Raw genomic sequence first — 17,008 nt, forward strand, 5'->3', positions numbered from 1 at the left:
GTCATGGAAAATAATCAGCCGATTATCATCAAGCGCGTCAAGCGCTTCGCTGCCGGACATCACGGAGGCTCCTGGAAAATCGCCTTCGCCGATTTCGCGACGGCGATGATGGCGTTCTTCCTGGTGATGTGGCTGATGTCCTCGGCCACCCCGGAACAGAAGATCGCCATTGCCGGTTACTTCAAGGATCCGATCGGTTTTACCGAGAGCGGCACACCCTTCATTATCGACTTGGGTGGTTCGCCAGAACTGGCGCCGGAGACCACCATCAATCCCGAGCTCAAGTCCCAGCCGCAACCTGACAAGATCACCGTCGACACCGAGCAAGTCGAGGGCATGGCCGAACAGGTGGAGAAGGAGCGTTTGGAGTTGTTGCTGCAAGAGTTGCAGAACAAGGTCAACGAGAACCCGCAACTGCATAAATTCAAGGATCAGATTCTGTTCGAGATCACTCAGGATGGTTTGCGGATCCAGATTATGGATGCCGAGAACCGGCCGATGTTCGATTCTGGCAGTGCACGCCTCAAGCCTTATTTCGAAGACATCCTGCTGGCGATGGCGGACACCATTAAAGCGGTGCCGAACAAGATCAGCGTCAGCGGTCATACTGATGCCAAACCCTACTCGAGCACCGGCGGCTTCGGTAACTGGGAGCTTTCGGCCAGCCGCGCCAATGCCGCACGCCGGGCGCTGGTTGCCGGTGGTTATCCGGATACGCAGGTGGCACGGGTGGTCGGTTACGCCTCTTCGGCGTTGTTCGACCGCGCTGACCCGTTCAACCCGGTCAACCGCCGGATCGACATTGTGGTCTTGACCAAAAAAGCCCAGCGGGCCATCGAGGGCGAGCAGAACACCCCGCAACCTCCGGCGCAGAGCCCTGGCCAAGGCGCGCCAGGGGAGGTGCCGGGCGCGGCAATCGACCCGAATGCCTTGCCGGCGGACCAGGAACCGCTGCCGGCCCATGAGGTACGGCAGCGGCTGAATATCTTCGAGGAGGGTGTGTTGAAGATGGATGAACCCGGGAACGCGCCGAACAGCCCGAAACCCTGACAAACAACCAGGCCGCGATCATCGCGGCCTGGTTGTTTTCGCGGAGTCATCCCAGTAGTTAAACGCTACGTCGGATTTTGTTTTTGAGCTCTGCGTGGAAGTGTTCAGCGTTTTTTCTGTTCGTGCTGCGCATCGACTCGTTACCCGCCATTGACTCAAGCGAAATCCCGCGCTGGCTGGTCATTTCAAGTTTGTAGGCCTCGATAAACAGCTCGATATCCGCGTTCCTGGTCATTGTTGGCCACTTGTCGAGGTACAGCGGCAGCTCGCTGTCGCCGGTCTTGAATGTACAGATCCGGCGATCGCTGATGGTCGCTTCACCGATTTCAAAAGGTACCCACCACGACAGTGCCGTTTGTTGCGAGACGACCGCGATCAGGTGGGTGCACTCGGTGATGTTGCGAGTAATGACGCCCGTTATGTCGTCGGTGGTCAGGGACTCGCTATCCAGCACATCCAGGTAGGTGTTGATGTTGGCAAGCTTCAACCGGGCGTCGATCGTCATTGCCTGGGGGCGGTCGGTATGGCGGTAGCTGATGAAGACTGTCATCAAAAATGTCCCTTGATCGCGAGTTCGCGGTAATAGGCACCGAGCGCCGTCAGGCGGCAGCCGGTGGAATTCATGGCGGCGTAGTACATGTGTTCGGCGTCTACCGGTTCGATCAGGCTATGGCGGTTGCACTTTTGTAGCTGGGCGAAGGTTTCGCCGTTTTCGGCGTTGAATACTGCTGTTTCGGTGGGTTCATAGCTGGGGTCGAGGCGGTAGACAGATTCGGCTTCCGGAAACCAGTCCGGCAGTTTGCGCAGAATCTCTTCCTGGATAAGCGGGGGCACCTCTCGCAAGGCGATGAACTGCGAAACGTTGGTCTTGAAGACTGGACGTTGCTCCCAGGCACCCAGAGCGTTGTCGACAAATGAGTACAGGCTGCCGGGAGTGATTTCTCCCAGAACATTGGCTGCACCACCGTGCAGTGCTTGCAGCAGGAGGCTGGTGAATACGCCGTGACCGGACTGTTCCTGGGCCGGTTGTTCTTTCTTGCAGGCGGTGAGGATCGTCATGCCTTCGCCAATGACGCTGGCTCCGCCACTCAGGCTGCGTGTTTCTCCAGCCGCGCCAGCCTGACAGCAGTCGAGAATGATGATTTTGTTTTTGATCTTGTCGGCATTGTTTGCCCACTGGAGGATGTCGCTGATCCGGATGCCATCGTTACTGGTTCGATAGTCTTGAGGAATCAGCATCCCCTCATCGATGCTGGTCTCGAAATGACCGTGTCCGGCGAAATACAGCAGGGCCACATTGCAGTCACCGGAGAACAGCGCTTTGATGTTTTCTACCAGGGTATGGCGAGTGAGATTTTCCTCGGCAGAAGTCAGGACTATATTTTTGAAGTTGGGTTTGCCTGTGGCATGGCGCTCTAATACTGAAGCCATGGCCATCGCGTCGTTATTGCAGCCTGACAGTGTCGAGATATGTGTGTAGTTGTTAATGCCAATAAAAAGTGCCTTGCGCATGGTTTAACCCGCCGCATGCAATTGAATGGCACTGACAATGCTTTTGGTGTTCCAGGCGCACTCGGCGTGGGCGGCATTTCGAACCACCGTGGAAATCCGCTCGGCGCCAAAGGGCTTGACCGCGATGATGACCTTGCCCATCCGCTTGGCGATCTCGATTTCCTTATTGATCCACTTGCTGTAGGTGGAATACATCCCAGCCATGATCAACACCGCCGAACAGGGGCGAATCTTGTTTTCTATGGCCTCTTCCAACTGTTGGTCGGTCTGTGCGCCGATGATGGGATTGTGCGGCGGTACAGAGAAGTTTTTGAAGGTGAAGTCAGGGTGTGCGCTGAGAAGTCTTACCAGGTTGTCGTGAGCGTCCGGGTAGTTCCAGGAATGGCTGATGAACAAATGAAATGTCTGCATGAGTTACCCCAGGTTTCGCATGGGCGAAGTAGCACTTGCACGGTCCGGTTAACCGCGCCAGGAGGGGCTGAATGTATTCGGATAATTCAAGGCGACAAGGCGCCTGGAAACAAAGGGAAGTGTCCTTCTTTATGGAGGATACAAGTCCTACGGAAGGTTCTTTTGTTTAACTGGAGGGGGTGTTTTGTAGGGCGTGCAGAACAGCGAGCAAGCCTGCATGAGTGCAGGCTTGCTCAGCGTCTGTTTAATAGCTGTTTTCAGGCAGGCTGGCGATGATCGAGCGATAGCTGTTCATCCGTTGCTGCTGCACACGACCTTCTTCCAGAGCCTTGAGCAGGGCGCAACCGGGCTCGCGGTCATGCTTGCAGTCGCGGAAGCGGCAGGTGCCGATCAGATCGTTGAACTCGATGAAGCCGGCTTCGACGTCGGCGCGGCTGACATGACCGAGACCGAATTCGCGAATCCCCGGGGAGTCGATCAGTTCGCCGCCGCCCGGGAAGTGGAACAGCCGGGCGGTGGTGGTGGTGTGGGTGCCCTGGCCGGACAATTCGGAAAGCGGCCCGACTCGGGCTTCGACTTCCGGCAGCAGAGTGTTCACCAGCGAGGACTTGCCAACGCCGGACTGGCCGACGAACACGCTGATGCGCCCGTCCAGCTGCTCCTGCAATTTCTCCATGCCATCGCCGTGATGGGCCGAGACTTCCAGCACCGGGTAACCCAGCGAGCGGTAAACCGCCAGCAAGGCATTCAGCGCCGGAGCGTTCTGCTCGTCGATCAGGTCGAACTTGTTCAGCAACAGCAGTGGCTTGATGCCCGCATGCTCGGCGGCGACCAGATAACGGTCGATCAGGTTGGCATGGGGCTCGGGCAGCGGGGCGAAGACGATCACGATCATGTCGACGTTGGCCGCAACCGGCTTGAGCTGGCCGCGACTGTCCGGGCGACAGAGTTCAGTGTTGCGCGGCAGTTGCGCCACGATCACCCCGATACCCTGGTTGCCAGCACGCCAGACCACCTGATCGCCGGTTACCAGCGCGGGCAGGTTGGCGCGCAAGTGGCAGCGGAAAACCTGACCGGCCAATTCGCCGTCGCGGGCTTCGACTTCGACCTGCACACCGAAGTGAGCGATCACCAGCCCGGTTTGCTCGGGGCCAAGATCGCCACCCTCGAGTGCTTCCACGGCGGAGGATTCGCGTTTGGCGGCGCGGGCAGCGCGTTCACCTTGAATCTTTTCGATGCGCCAGTTTTGGCGACGATTGAGCTGGCGTTTGGCCATTGGTGTTCCGTGTCGATAATGCAGCGGTTAGGTAAAACGGCCGCGAGTTTAGCACGCCGGGCAAGTTCTCTAGGCTAAACTGCGCAACTACGCCGAGGAGCCGACACATGCAAAACCCGCAGAATCTGATTTGGATCGATCTGGAAATGACCGGTCTGAACCCCGACACCGACGTCATCATCGAGATGGCGACCATTGTCACCGACAGCAATCTCAATACCCTGGCTGAAGGTCCGGTCATTGCCATCCACCACAGCGACGACATTCTCGCCGGCATGGATGAGTGGAATACCCGTCAGCACGGCGGTTCCGGCCTGACCCAGCGGGTGCGCGACAGCCGTATCAGCATGCCGCAAGCAGAAGCCGAAACCATTGCCTTCCTGGAAAAATGGGTACCCAAGGGTAAATCGCCGATCTGTGGTAACAGCATTTGCCAGGACCGCCGCTTCCTCTATACCCACATGAAGGCGCTGGAAAGCTACTTCCATTACCGCAATCTCGACGTGTCGACCTTGAAAGAGCTGGCCGCACGCTGGGCGCCGGAAGTACGCGACAGCTTCCAGAAGGGCAGCACCCACCTGGCTTTGGACGACATTCGCGAGTCAATCGCCGAGCTGCAGCACTACCGTAAGAACTTCATCAAATTCTGATGAAGGAACTCGGTCACCGTAGGAGCTGCCGCAGGCTGCGATCTTTTGATCTTTCCCAATATCAGCGGTGATCCCGAAAAGTTCGCAGCCTTTGGCAGCTCCTGCATGGATTAACGGTTGCCCTCTTTTGGTGCCCAGGCGATCTGGTTAGACTGCGCGCCTTCTCGCAAGGACTGCCCGCCATGTTGCTCATGCTCTACCTGATTGCCATTACCACCGAAGCCATGACCGGTGCTTTGTCTGCCGGTCGCCGTGGCATGGACTGGTTTGGCGTGGTGTTGATCGCTTGCGTGACGGCGCTCGGTGGTGGTTCGGTACGCGACGTGCTGTTGGGGCACTACCCACTGACCTGGGTCAAGCACCCGGAATATCTGGTGCTGACCTCCATCGCGGCACTGGTGACGATCATTTTTGCGCGGTGGATGCGTCATTTACGCTCACTGTTTCTGGTGCTCGACGCCGCAGGTTTGGTGGCCTTCACCCTGATCGGCTGCATGACCGCCCTGGAAATGGGCCACGGCATGCTGGTGGCCTCGGTCAGCGGGGTGATCACCGGGGTGTTCGGTGGCATTCTGCGGGATATTTTCTGCAACGACATTCCGCTGGTCTTCCGCCGCGAGCTCTATGCCAGCGTCTCGTTTGCCGCCGCCTGGTTTTATCTGCTCTGCGTCTATCTGCAATTGCCGAGCGAACAGGCGATTCTGCTGACCTTGTTCAGCGGCTTCCTGCTGCGCTTGCTGGCGATTCGCTTTCATTGGGACATGCCCAAGTTCGTCTATAACGACGAAACCTGACGGTTGGCGTGTTGCCTCAGCGCCCACTCCACATGCTCCCTCACCAACTCCGACGGATAGTCCCGTCGCGCCTTCAAGGCTTCCAGCACTGGAATCGTTGACGGCGCATTTCCCAGCCCCACCGCTAGATTGCGTAGCCAGCGCTCGTAACCGGCGCGACGCAGGGGCGAGCCCTCGGTGCTGCTGAGGAATTTGTCTTCATCCCACATAAACAGCTCGGCCAGTTCGGCATTGTCCAGATTGTGCCGGGGTTTGAAGTCGCCCTCTCCCGATGGGCGGGCGAAGCGGTTCCACGGGCAGACGATCTGGCAGTCATCGCAGCCGAATACCCGATTGCCGATCAATGGCCGCAAATCCTCGGGGATGGCGGTTTTCAGTTCGATGGTCAGGTAGGAAATGCAGCGCCGGGCGTCCAGTACATAGGGGCCGACGAAGGCATTGGTCGGGCAGATGTCCAGGCACGCGGTGCAGCGGCCGCAATGTTCGGTGGAGTGGGGCGGGTCCACGGGCAGCGGCAGGTCGACAAACAGCTCACTGAGGAAGAAATAGCTGCCGGCCTTGCGGTTCAGCACCAGGGTGTTCTTGCCGATCCAGCCGAGCCCGGCCTGTTCGGCGATGGCTTTTTCCAGCACCGGGGCGCTGTCGACAAAGGCGCGGTAGCCAAAGGGGCCGATAACCGCCTGAATCCGCTCGGCAAGCTGTTGCACGCGCTTGCGGATCAGCTTGTGATAATCGCGGCCCAAGGCATAACGCGAGACATAGGCTTTTTCCGGCTGAGCCAGACGTTGCGCCATCTGGGTATCGCCGGGCAGGTAATCCATGCGCAGAGACACTACTCTCAAGGTGCCGGGGACCAACTCTTCAGGGTGGGAGCGCTTGCTGCCATGGGCACCCATGTAGTCCATCTCGCCGTGATAGCCGGCGTCGAGCCAGCGTTGCAGGTGCTGCTCATGCTCGGCCAGGTCCAGGCCGCTGATGCCGACTTGTTGGAAGCCCAGTTCGCGACCCCAATCCTTGATCGATTGGGCGAGAGCGGCGAGGTCAGTGTTAATAGCAGGCATGAGACGAGAGAAACCGGGGCTGAGGTGCGTATAATTCTGCCAGACATCGGAGCCCGAAGACGCATGCCGCACATTAAAGACGATTTACCCGACGCGCTGTATAGCGCCGCGCAAGTTCGCGAGCTTGACGCCAGCCTGATTGCGGCGGGCACCACGGGCTTCGAATTGATGCAGCGTGCCGCGCGGGCCGTGTGGCGAGCCATGGTCCGACGCTGGCCGGATGCACGGGAACTCAGCGTAGTGGCGGGGCATGGGAATAACGCTGGCGATGGTTATCTGGTTGCCGCGTCGGCCCAGCGCGGCGGTTGGCAGGTGCAGGTTCTGGCCGCTGGCGATCCGCAGCGATTGCAGGGCGATGCGGCCCTGGCCTATGCCGAGGCTTTGGCGGTCGGCGTCTCAGTCCAGCCCTGGACCGGGCCCGGCGTATTGCGCGGGGTCCTGCTGGATGCGCTACTGGGGACGGGACTGGCCGGTGAAGTGCGTGAGCCTTACGCCAGTATCATCGCCGCGATCAATGCCAGCGGCCTGCCAGTCGCCGCGGTGGATATTCCTTCGGGCCTGTGTGCCGATACCGGGCGAGTCCTGGGCGTGGCGGTACGGGCTGACCTGACGGTAACGTTCATTGGCTTGAAGCTGGGGTTGTTCACCGCCCAGGCTCCGGATTACGTTGGCGAGTTGCTGTTCAATGACCTGCAGGCCTCGCCTGAGCTGCTGGCCGAGGCTTGTGTCAGCGCCAAACGCCTGGTGCCGGGTAATCTACCGCGTCTGGCAGAGCGTCGGCCCACTGCCCATAAAGGTCAATCCGGCCATGTGTTGCTGATCGGCGGCGATCGTGGCCTGGGTGGGGCGATTCTGTTAAGTGCCGAGAGTGCCCTGCGCAGCGGTGCCGGCATGGTGTCGCTGGCGACCCGCAACGAGCATGTGGCAGCGGCCTTGGCGCGTTTGCCGGAAGTCATGACGGTGGGCACGCATTCGGCGAACCAGCTGATGGGACTGCTTGAACAGGCTTCGGTAGTGGTGGTTGGCCCGGGCCTGGGTCAAGCCGCGTGGGGGTGCAGCCTGTTGTCGGCGGCGGTCAATGCGCCTGTCCCGCAAGTCTGGGATGCCGACGCGCTGAACCTGCTGTCCAGAGGCGGACTGGAACTGCCCGAGGGTTGCGTGATCACTCCGCATCCAGGCGAGGCGGGGCGTCTGTTAGGAATCTCGACAGCGCAGGTTCAGGCTGATCGCTTTACTGTTGCGCGCCAATTGAGCAAGAAATATTCAGCGGTCGTGGTGCTCAAAGGTGCCGGTAGCCTGATCGCCAGTCCGGATGGTCGTCTGGCGCTGTGTGATCGCGGCCATCCGGCGATGGCCACTGCAGGTCTGGGGGATGTGCTGGCGGGCCTGGTTGGCGCACTGCTGGCACAAGGCATGGACGCTTTCGACGCGGCCTGTCTGGCGGTCTGGTTGCATGCCAGCGCCGGCGAGCGTCAAGGAAAGTTGGGCCGGGGGCTGGCGGCCAGTGATTTGATTCCAGCCATTCGTCAGTTGCTGGAGGAGCAATCACCGTGTCTGAAGTAACCCTGTATCTACCCGACGAGGAGTCGATGATCAAGTTGGGGACGTGTATCGCTCAAGTCACCGAAGGGCTTGGGATCATCTTTCTGGACGGTGACCTGGGAGCGGGCAAAACCACCTTGTCGCGAGGCATCATCCGTGGATTGGGGCATGTGGGGGCGGTCAAGAGCCCGACCTTTACCCTGGTCGAGCCCTATGAGATTGGCAAGGTTCGGGCCTTCCATTTCGACCTCTATCGACTGGTCGATCCGGAGGAGCTGGAGTATCTCGGTATCCGTGATTACCTCGAAGGTGATGCGCTGTGTCTGATCGAATGGCCCCAGCGTGGTGCAGGCTTTTTGCCAAAGCCCGACCTGACCATTACCATTAGCCCGCATAACAGCGGACGTTCGCTGAGTTTGTTGCCCCAAGGCTCGCGTGGCGAGTTGTGGTGTGCCGCTTTGGCATTGGAATTCAAATAAATGATGGGGTTAGGTATGCGCTTTCGCGCGTTGGTTGCTGTCGTAGGACTATTGCTTACGGCACTGGCCGTCGACGCTGTGGCTGCAACACAGGTCCGTAGCGTACGCCTGTGGCGCGCACCGGATAACACCCGACTGGTGTTCGACCTGACCGGTCCGGTCCAGCACAGCGTTTTTACCCTTACGGCACCGGACCGTCTGGTCATTGACATCAATGGCGCGACGCTTGGCGGCCCGTTGAATGTCTCCTCCGCCAACACTCCGATTACCGCCATGCGCTCGGCCCAGCGCACGCCGACCGACCTGCGGGTGGTCATCGATCTGAAACAGGCCGTCACTCCGAAGAGCTTTACCCTGGCGCCGAATGCGCAGTACGGCAACCGATTGGTGGTCGACCTGTTCGACAATCCCGCCGATGCCGCGCCGACCCCGCCGCCGACCAATGTCGCCACGGTGCCTGTGATACCCGTGACTCCGGTGGAGCCAACGGTCAAGTTGCCGCCAGCGCCAGCCGGCAAGCGTGACATTATCGTGGTGATCGACGCCGGTCATGGCGGCGAGGATCCGGGGGCTTCCGGCTCCCGCGGTCAGAAGGAAAAAGACGTAGTGCTGGCGATCGCCAGGGAGTTGCAGCGTCAGGTCAACGGCATGAAAGGCTTCCGCGCCGAGCTGACCCGCACCGGCGACTACTTCATTCCCTTGCGCGGCCGTACCGAGATTGCCCGCAAGAAAGGCGCTGACCTGTTCGTGTCGATCCACGCCGATGCGGCGCCGTCCAAGGCGGCTTTTGGCGCTTCGGTATTCGCCCTGTCCGACCGCGGTGCCACCTCGGAGACCGCTCGTTGGCTGGCCGACAGTGAAAACCGTTCCGACCTGATCGGCGGTGCTGGCAATGTAAGCCTCGATGACAAGGACCGCATGCTGGCTGGTGTGTTGCTGGATCTGTCGATGACTGCCTCGCTGACTTCAAGCCTGAACGTCGGCCAGAAAGTGCTGAGCAACATCGGCCGGGTCACCCCGTTGCACAAGCAGCGCGTCGAGCAAGCCGGGTTCATGGTGCTGAAATCCCCGGATATTCCGTCGATCCTGGTGGAAACCGGGTTCATCTCCAACGCCAACGAAGCCTCGAAACTGGCGGCGGCCAGCCACCAGCAAGCATTGGCTCGTTCCATCAGCGGTGGTGTGCGGCAATTCTTCCAGCAAAACCCACCGCCAGGCACCTACATTGCCTGGCTGCGCGACTCGGGCAAGATTGCGCAGGGGGCGCGTGATCATCGGGTTAATCCGGGTGAGACACTGGCGATGATCGCAGTGCGCTATCAGGTTTCTCCAGCGGCCTTGCGCAGCGCCAATAACCTGAGGAACGATGAGCTGAAGATTGGTCAGACCCTTAACATTCCGAGCTCGGAACTGGCGGTCAAGGAATGAGCGAAGCAATGATCAGCGGCGCTCGTATCGAGCTGCTCAGCCCACGGCTGGCGAACCAGATTGCCGCCGGTGAGGTGGTCGAGCGTCCGGCTTCGGTGATCAAGGAATTGCTGGAAAACAGCCTCGATTCCGGTGCCAAGCGTATCGACGTGGACGTCGAGCAGGCCGGCGTCAAGCTGTTGCGAGTGCGTGACGATGGCAGCGGTATCTCTTCGGATGACCTGCCGCTGGCCCTGGCGCGACATGCCACCAGCAAGATCCGCGACCTGGAAGACCTCGAACGGGTGATGAGCCTGGGGTTTCGCGGCGAAGCACTGGCGTCCATCAGTTCTGTCGCGCGACTGACCCTGACCTCCCGCACTCATGGTGCCGAGCAGGCCTGGCAAGGCGAGACCGAAGGCCGTGACATGGCGCCTCGGGTCCAGCCGGCCGCCCACCCAGTGGGCACTTCGGTGGAAGTGCGCGATCTGTTTTTCAATACACCGGCACGGCGCAAGTTCCTCAAGGCTGAAAAAACCGAGTTCGATCACCTGCAAGAAGTGATCAAGCGTCTGGCGCTGGCGCGTTTCGACGTGGCCTTCCACCTGCGCCACAACGGCAAGACCATCCTCAGCCTGCACGAAGCCCATGACGACGCGGCCCGCGCCCGGCGCGTGGCAGCAGTTTGCGGTGCGGGGTTCCTCGAGCAGGCGCTGCCGATCGAAGTCGAACGCAACGGCCTGCACCTGTGGGGTTGGGTGGGCCTGCCGACTTTTTCTCGCAGTCAGGCGGACTTGCAGTATTTCTACGTCAACGGTCGGGCGGTGCGTGACAAGCTGGTTGCCCACGCGGTGCGCCAGGCTTACCGCGACGTATTGTTCAATGGCCGACATCCAACGTTCGTACTGTTCTTTGAAGTCGATCCGGCGGTAGTGGACGTCAACGTGCACCCGACCAAGCATGAAGTACGCTTCCGTGACGGGCGCATGGTTCACGATTTCCTTTACGGCACCCTGCACCGCGCCTTGGGCGACGTGCGTCCGGAAGACCATCTGGCAGCACCCGTCGCGGTTGCCGGTATGGCCCGCCCCACCGGTATCGAGGCCGGCGAGTTCGGTCCGCAGGGCGAAATGCGTCTGGCGGCCAACCTGCTGCTGGAACAGCCGCAGCCGCAACCGACGTTCAGCGCGCCGGGCTCAGGCGCTGGCGCGGGTTATCAGTACCAGTACACGCCACGGCCACAATCGGCGGTGCCGGCCGCCGAAGCCCAGAGTGCTTATCGCGAGTTTTATGCGCCTTTGCCAGAGAACGCAGCGGCAGCGCTGCCGGATGGTCAGGGCGATATTCCGCCCCTGGGCTATGCGCTGGCGCAGCTCAAAGGCATCTATATCCTCTCGGAGAACGCTCAGGGGCTGGTGCTGGTGGATATGCACGCGGCCCACGAGCGGATCATGTATGAGCGACTGAAAGTCGCGATGGCCAGTGAAGGCTTGAGTGGCCAGCCGTTGCTGGTACCAGAGTCGATTGCGGTCAGCCAGCGTGAAGCGGACTGCGCCGAAGAACACATGAGCTGGTTCCAACGGCTCGGTTTCGAGTTGCAGCGACTGGGCCCGGAAACCCTGGCGATTCGGCAGATACCGGCGCTGTTGAAGCAGGCCGAGGCCAATCGGCTGGTACATGACGTGCTGGCGGACCTGATGGAATACGGCACCAGCGACCGGATTCAGGCGCACCTGAACGAGTTGCTCGGAACCATGGCCTGCCATGGCGCGATTCGCGCCAATCGGCGCCTGGCCTTGCCGGAAATGAACGGGTTGTTGCGCGACATGGAAAACACCGAGCGCAGCGGTCAATGTAACCATGGCCGACCGACCTGGACCCAATTGGGCCTGGACGATCTGGACAAACTATTTTTGCGCGGTCGTTGATGAGTCAGCTCCCTCCCGCGATATTCCTGATGGGGCCGACGGCCGCTGGCAAGACCGATCTGGCCATCGAACTGAGCAAGGTGCTGCCCTGCGAGTTGATCAGCGTCGATTCGGCGCTGGTCTACCGCGGCATGGACATCGGCACCGCCAAGCCTTCGAAAGCGCTGTTGGCCGAGTTTCCCCATCAATTGATCGACATTCGTGACCCGGCACAGAGCTATTCAGCGGCTGATTTTCGCCACGACGCCCTGGCCGCCATGGCCGAGATCACCGCGCGCGGCAATATTCCGCTGCTGGTAGGCGGCACGATGCTTTATTACAAGGCTTTGCTCGAAGGCCTGGCGGACATGCCGGCGGCCGATCCGCAGGTGCGCGCAGAAATCGAACAAGAGGCTGCACGCCTCGGCTGGCAAGCCCTGCACGACCAGTTGGCGGTGATCGATCCGGAATCGGCGGCGAGAATTCACCCCAATGATCCACAGCGATTGAGCCGGGCACTGGAAGTTTATCGAGTCAGCGGCCTGAGCATGACGGCCCTTCGGCAGCGACAATCTGCGCAAAGTACTGAAGCAGCCGCTTCGGGACATGGACAATTGCCCTATACTGTCGCGAACTTGGCCATCGCTCCGGCGAACCGTCAGGTACTGCACGAGCGAATTGCACAAAGATTCACACAAATGTTGGAACAGGGATTCATTGATGAGGTCGTAGCTCTGCGTACTAGAAGTGACCTGCATATCGGGTTGCCGTCTATACGTGCTGTAGGCTACCGACAAGTCTGGGATCATCTGGATGGCAAGCTGACGTCAGCCGAGATGCAGGAGCGTGGAATCATTGCCACGCGCCAATTGGCGAAGCGCCAGTTCACCTGGCTACGCAGCTGGGCTGACCTGCATTGGCTGGACAGCCTGGATTGCGACAATCTGCCACGCGCCTTGAAATACCTGGGAACGGTCTCCATATTGAGCTGAGTCCTTGTAATTGCCGTCTATCCTTTGGGGGTTGTGACGGCCCAAGCCATTTGTTTTTCTAATTTTTTTATTATTGATCCTTAAAGGAGTGCGGCACATGTCAAAAGGGCATTCGCTACAAGACCCTTACCTGAATACTTTACGTAAAGAGAAAGTTGGGGTTTCTATCTACCTGGTCAACGGGATCAAGCTGCAAGGTCAGATCGAGTCTTTCGACCAGTTCGTGATCCTGCTGAAGAACACCGTCAGCCAGATGGTCTACAAACATGCTATCTCGACAGTAGTGCCGGTTCGTCCAATTCGTCTGCCTAGCGCAACCGAAACCGAACAAGCTGACGCTGAGCCAGGTAACGCCTGATAGGAGTCTCCTTTGTTCTTTGAGCGCCACGGTGGTGGTGAACGGACAATTCTCGTTCACTTGGATGGTCAGGACCCTGAGGCGCGCGAAGATCCGCAGGAGTTTCAGGAGTTGGCCATATCGGCCGGCGCCGAGACCGTCGCGTTTTTTAACGTGCCGCGTCATCGGCCAACCGCTAAATACCTGATTGGCAGTGGCAAGGTCGAAGAGTTACGCGACCTGGTCAAAGCCGAGCAGGTAGATCTGGTGATTTTCAATCACGTCCTCACGCCCAGTCAGGAGCGTAACCTCGAACGTGTTTTCGAGTGTCGCGTGATTGACCGTACGGGCCTGATTCTCGATATCTTCGCCCAACGCGCCCGCACCCATGAAGGCAAGCTCCAGGTCGAATTGGCCCAGCTTGATTACATGAGTACGCGACTGGTTCGCGGCTGGACTCACCTTGAGCGGCAGAAAGGCGGTATCGGTCTGCGCGGCCCGGGTGAAACACAGCTCGAAACCGACCGGCGTCTTCTGCGGGTTCGCCTGCGGCAGATCAAGGGGCGCCTGGAAAAGGTCCGCAGCCAGCGTGAGCAGTCGCGTCGCGGCCGCAAACGTGCCGACATCCCGACGGTTTCACTGGTGGGCTATACCAACGCCGGCAAATCGACGCTGTTCAACTCGGTGACCGACTCCGACGTCTTCGCGGCAAACCAGCTGTTCGCCACGCTCGATCCGACCCTGCGCCGTCTCGAACTCGACGACCTCGGTCCGATCGTGCTGGCCGATACCGTGGGTTTCATCCGTCACTTGCCGCATAAACTGGTCGAGGCATTTCGGGCAACGCTCGAGGAGTCGAGCAACTCCGACCTGTTGCTGCATGTGATCGATGCCCATGAGCCGGAGCGTATGGCGCAGATTGAGCAAGTCATGGTGGTGCTGGGCGAGATCGGGGCTCAAGACTTGCCGATCCTGGAGGTCTATAACAAACTCGACCTGCTCGAGGGCGTAGAGCCGCAGATCCAGCGTGATGCCGATGGCAAACCGCAGCGGGTCTGGTTGTCGGCGCGGGACGGTACGGGTCTGGACTTGCTCAAACAGGCTGTCGCAGAGCTGCTTGGCAATGATTTATTCGTTGGCACCTTGCGCTTGCCGCAGCGTTTTGCTCGACTGCGCGCTCAGTTCTTCGCCTTGGGCGCAGTTCAGAAAGAAGAACACGACGAAGACGGCATCAGTTTGCTGGCCGTTCGCTTGCCACGGGTCGAGTTGAATCGACTGGTGAGTCGCGAAGGTCTGCAGCCGCTGGAATTCATCGAGCAACACACTTTGCAATAAAAGCCTGAAAAAGCGGTTGTGCCGCTGTGGCAGGCATTCTGTAGCATTGGTCGGCGCGCCGTGGGTGCGTCTTTGCTTTATCAGATGGAGAGCGCTATGGCTTGGAATGAGCCGGGTGGCAACTCGAATAATCAGGATCCTTGGGGTGGTAAACGCCGTAATAACGGCGACCGCAAGGGGCCACCAGATCTCGACGAGGCCTTCCGAAAGCTACAGGAAAGCCTGAATGGGTTGTTCGGTGGTGGTAAAAAACGTGGTGACGACGGCGGTGGTTCGGGCAAGGGCGGTGGTTACGGCTTGCTCGGCATCGGCCTTGTCGTGCTGGCGGCTGTCTGGCTGTACAGCGCGGTTTACGTAGTCGACGAGCAGGAGCAGGCCGTCGTGCTGCGCTTCGGTAAATACTACGAAACCGTCGGCCCGGGCCTGAACATCTACTTCCCACCGATTGATCGCAAGTACATGGAAAACGTCACGCGTGAGCGTGCGTACACCAAGCAGGGTCAAATGCTGACTGAAGACGAGAACATCGTCGAAGTGCCGCTGACCGTGCAGTACAAGATCAGCAACCTGCAGGACTTCGTGCTGAACGTCGATCAGCCGGAAATCAGCCTGCAGCACGCGACCGAGAGTGCCTTGCGCCACGTGGTGGGTTCCACCGAGATGGACCAGGTGCTGACCGAAGGTCGTGAATTGATGGCCAGCGAAATCAAGGAACGTCTGCAACGCTTCCTCGATACCTATCGCACCGGTATCACCGTCACTCAGGTCAACGTTCAGAGCGCAGCTGCACCGCGTGAAGTCCAGGAAGCCTTCGATGACGTGATCCGCGCTCGTGAAGATGAGCAGCGTTCGCGCAACCAGGCTGAAACCTACGCCAACGGCGTCGTGCCGGAAGCTCGTGGTCAGGCCCAGCGCATCCTTGAGGATGCCAATGGTTATCGCGACGAAGTCGTCTCCCGTGCCAAGGGTGAGGCAGATCGCTTCACCAAGCTGGTAGCCGAGTATCGCAAAGCCCCTGAAGTCACCCGTGAGCGTCTGTACCTGGACACCATGCAGGAAGTCTTCAGCAACACCAGCAAGGTACTTGTGAGCGGCAATAAAAACGGCCAGAGCAATCTGCTTTACCTGCCGCTGGACAAGATGATCGAAAGTGGCCGTAGCGGCACTGCGCCGGTAACGGGTGCAGCAGTGGGCGGCACCGATGCGAGCACGCGTAGCGCAGCGGATTCGCAGCAACAGCAGCCAACGCGTTCCAGGGAGAGTCGCTGATGAGCAATAAATCGCTGATCGCCCTTATTGTCGGCGTCGTCGTGGCCATCGCTGCCTGGAACTGCTTCTACATCGTGGCTCAGACCGAGCGTGCGGTGTTGCTGCAGTTCGGTCGAGTGGTCCAGGCGGACGTTCAACCGGGCCTGCATGTGAAAGTGCCTTACGTTAACAAGGTGCGTAAGTTCGACGCGCGCCTGATGACGCTGGATGCACCGACACAGCGCTTCCTGACACTGGAAAAGAAAGCCGTCATGGTCGATGCCTACGCCAAGTGGCGGGTGAAAGATGCCGAGCGCTTCTACACCGCGACCTCCGGCCTCAAGCAGATTGCTGACGAACGCCTTTCGCGTCGTCTGGAATCGGGTCTGCGTGACCAGTTTGGTAAGCGCACCCTGCATGAAGTGGTTTCCGGTGAGCGTGACGCGCTGATGTCGGACATCACGGCTTCGCTGAACAAAATGGCCAACAAGGAACTGGGCATCGAAGTGATCGATGTTCGGGTCAAGGCCATCGATCTGCCGAAGGAAGTGAACCGTAGCGTGTTCGAGCGGATGAGCACCGAGCGTGAGCGTGAGGCTCGTGAGCATCGCGCCAAAGGTAACGAGCTGGCGGAAGGCATTCGTGCCGACGCCGATCGTCAGCGTCGCGTGCTGCTGGCCGAAGCTTATCGCGAGTCGGAAGAGGCTCGCGGTGATGGTGACGCACAGGCCGCTTCGATCTACTCCAAGGCCTACGGTCAGGATCAGGAGTTCTACGCGTTCTACCGTAGCCTGCGCGCCTACCGTGAAAGCTTCGCGAGCAAAACCGACGTCATGGTCCTGGACCCAAGCAGCGACTTCTTCCGATATCTGGAAAAGCCCAAGCCTTGATTCAGTACGCATCCGGCAACACCCCGTCGAGCGGCTAAAGCGCTTGGCGGGGTGATCCTTTGGGAAAACGGGTGTATGATGCGGCAGCCGGGAAATTCCCGGCTTTTTTGCGTCTGC

At 59.6% G+C, this 17,008-nt stretch carries 17 protein-coding genes; 12 read left to right on the forward strand and 5 right to left on the reverse strand.

The window, feature by feature from the left end:
* Positions 1-3: 3 nt before the first annotated feature.
* Entirely contained in the window at positions 4-1,050 is a 1,047-nt protein-coding gene (gene motB / locus F8N85_RS07620) for a flagellar motor protein MotB (RefSeq protein WP_150803042.1), read from the forward strand.
* A gap of 58 nt (positions 1,051-1,108) precedes the next feature.
* Here the strand turns inward: motB and F8N85_RS07625 are convergent, their stop codons facing one another.
* The 4 genes from F8N85_RS07625 to rsgA form a co-directional block, all read right to left on the reverse strand.
* Positions 1,109-1,600: a toll/interleukin-1 receptor domain-containing protein gene (locus tag F8N85_RS07625; RefSeq protein ID WP_150803043.1), complete on the reverse strand. Its 492-nt coding sequence runs from the start codon at positions 1,598-1,600 to the stop codon at positions 1,109-1,111.
* Entirely contained in the window at positions 1,600-2,562 is a 963-nt protein-coding gene (locus F8N85_RS07630; protein ID WP_150803044.1) for a caspase family protein, read from the reverse strand. Before F8N85_RS07630 ends, F8N85_RS07625 begins: the two co-directional genes overlap by 1 nt.
* A 3-nt stretch (positions 2,563-2,565) precedes the next feature.
* Positions 2,566-2,973, reverse strand: a complete 408-nt coding sequence (locus F8N85_RS07635) for a TIR domain-containing protein (RefSeq protein WP_150803045.1) — start codon at positions 2,971-2,973, stop codon at positions 2,566-2,568.
* Between the two features lie 244 nt (positions 2,974-3,217).
* Complete coding sequence (rsgA, locus tag F8N85_RS07640; protein ID WP_150803046.1) at positions 3,218-4,249, reverse strand: small ribosomal subunit biogenesis GTPase RsgA; 1,032 nt, start codon at positions 4,247-4,249, stop codon at positions 3,218-3,220.
* Positions 4,250-4,356: 107 nt separating this feature from the next.
* On the opposite strand from rsgA, the gene orn reads away from it, so the two are divergent.
* Positions 4,357-4,899, forward strand: a complete 543-nt coding sequence (gene orn, locus F8N85_RS07645) for an oligoribonuclease (protein ID WP_150803047.1) — start codon at positions 4,357-4,359, stop codon at positions 4,897-4,899.
* Positions 4,900-5,081: 182 nt separating this feature from the next.
* A complete protein-coding gene (locus tag F8N85_RS07650; protein WP_150803048.1) occupies positions 5,082-5,693 on the forward strand; it encodes a trimeric intracellular cation channel family protein in 612 nt (203 codons plus the stop codon).
* Here the strand turns inward: F8N85_RS07650 and queG are convergent.
* Positions 5,675-6,754, reverse strand: a complete 1,080-nt coding sequence (gene queG, locus F8N85_RS07655; protein WP_150803049.1) for a tRNA epoxyqueuosine(34) reductase QueG — start codon at positions 6,752-6,754, stop codon at positions 5,675-5,677. The two genes, F8N85_RS07650 and queG, sit on opposite strands and share 19 nt — an antisense overlap.
* A 63-nt stretch (positions 6,755-6,817) precedes the next feature.
* Here queG and F8N85_RS07660 point away from each other — a divergent pair, with 63 nt between their 5' ends.
* The 9 genes from F8N85_RS07660 to hflC all read left to right on the forward strand — a co-directional run bounded on the left by F8N85_RS07660 (position 6,818) and on the right by hflC (position 16,891).
* Positions 6,818-8,317, forward strand: a complete 1,500-nt coding sequence (locus F8N85_RS07660; protein WP_150803050.1) for an NAD(P)H-hydrate dehydratase — start codon at positions 6,818-6,820, stop codon at positions 8,315-8,317.
* The gene (gene tsaE / locus F8N85_RS07665) at positions 8,305-8,775 is read left to right on the forward strand and encodes a tRNA (adenosine(37)-N6)-threonylcarbamoyltransferase complex ATPase subunit type 1 TsaE (protein WP_150803051.1); all 471 of its coding nucleotides are present in this window, start codon (positions 8,305-8,307) and stop codon (positions 8,773-8,775) included. The genes F8N85_RS07660 and tsaE overlap by 13 nt, the downstream gene beginning before the upstream one ends.
* A gap of 15 nt (positions 8,776-8,790) precedes the next feature.
* The gene (locus tag F8N85_RS07670; protein ID WP_150803052.1) at positions 8,791-10,203 is read left to right on the forward strand and encodes an N-acetylmuramoyl-L-alanine amidase; all 1,413 of its coding nucleotides are present in this window, start codon (positions 8,791-8,793) and stop codon (positions 10,201-10,203) included.
* 8 nt (positions 10,204-10,211) lie between these two features.
* Positions 10,212-12,110, forward strand: a complete 1,899-nt coding sequence (mutL, locus tag F8N85_RS07675) for a DNA mismatch repair endonuclease MutL (protein ID WP_412072484.1) — start codon at positions 10,212-10,214, stop codon at positions 12,108-12,110.
* The gene (miaA, locus tag F8N85_RS07680; RefSeq protein ID WP_150803054.1) at positions 12,110-13,081 is read left to right on the forward strand and encodes a tRNA (adenosine(37)-N6)-dimethylallyltransferase MiaA; all 972 of its coding nucleotides are present in this window, start codon (positions 12,110-12,112) and stop codon (positions 13,079-13,081) included. The genes mutL and miaA overlap by 1 nt, the downstream gene beginning before the upstream one ends.
* A gap of 97 nt (positions 13,082-13,178) precedes the next feature.
* Positions 13,179-13,439, forward strand: coding sequence for an RNA chaperone Hfq (hfq, locus tag F8N85_RS07685; RefSeq protein ID WP_150640442.1), 261 nt, complete (start codon positions 13,179-13,181; stop codon positions 13,437-13,439).
* Between the two features lie 12 nt (positions 13,440-13,451).
* A complete protein-coding gene (gene hflX, locus F8N85_RS07690; protein WP_150640441.1) occupies positions 13,452-14,753 on the forward strand; it encodes a ribosome rescue GTPase HflX in 1,302 nt (433 codons plus the stop codon).
* 96 nt (positions 14,754-14,849) lie between these two features.
* On the forward strand, positions 14,850-16,022 hold the full coding sequence (gene hflK / locus F8N85_RS07695; protein ID WP_150803055.1) for an FtsH protease activity modulator HflK: 1,173 nt from the start codon (positions 14,850-14,852) through the stop codon (positions 16,020-16,022).
* Positions 16,022-16,891 carry a protease modulator HflC gene (gene hflC / locus F8N85_RS07700; RefSeq protein WP_150803056.1) on the forward strand — a complete coding sequence of 290 codons (870 nt, stop codon included), beginning with the start codon at positions 16,022-16,024 and terminating at the stop codon, positions 16,889-16,891. The genes hflK and hflC overlap by 1 nt, the downstream gene beginning before the upstream one ends.
* Positions 16,892-17,008 lie beyond the last annotated feature (117 nt).

The sequence above is a fragment of the Pseudomonas fluorescens genome (genome assembly GCF_902497875.1).
GTDB lineage: Bacteria > Pseudomonadota > Gammaproteobacteria > Pseudomonadales > Pseudomonadaceae > Aquipseudomonas > Aquipseudomonas fluorescens_BR.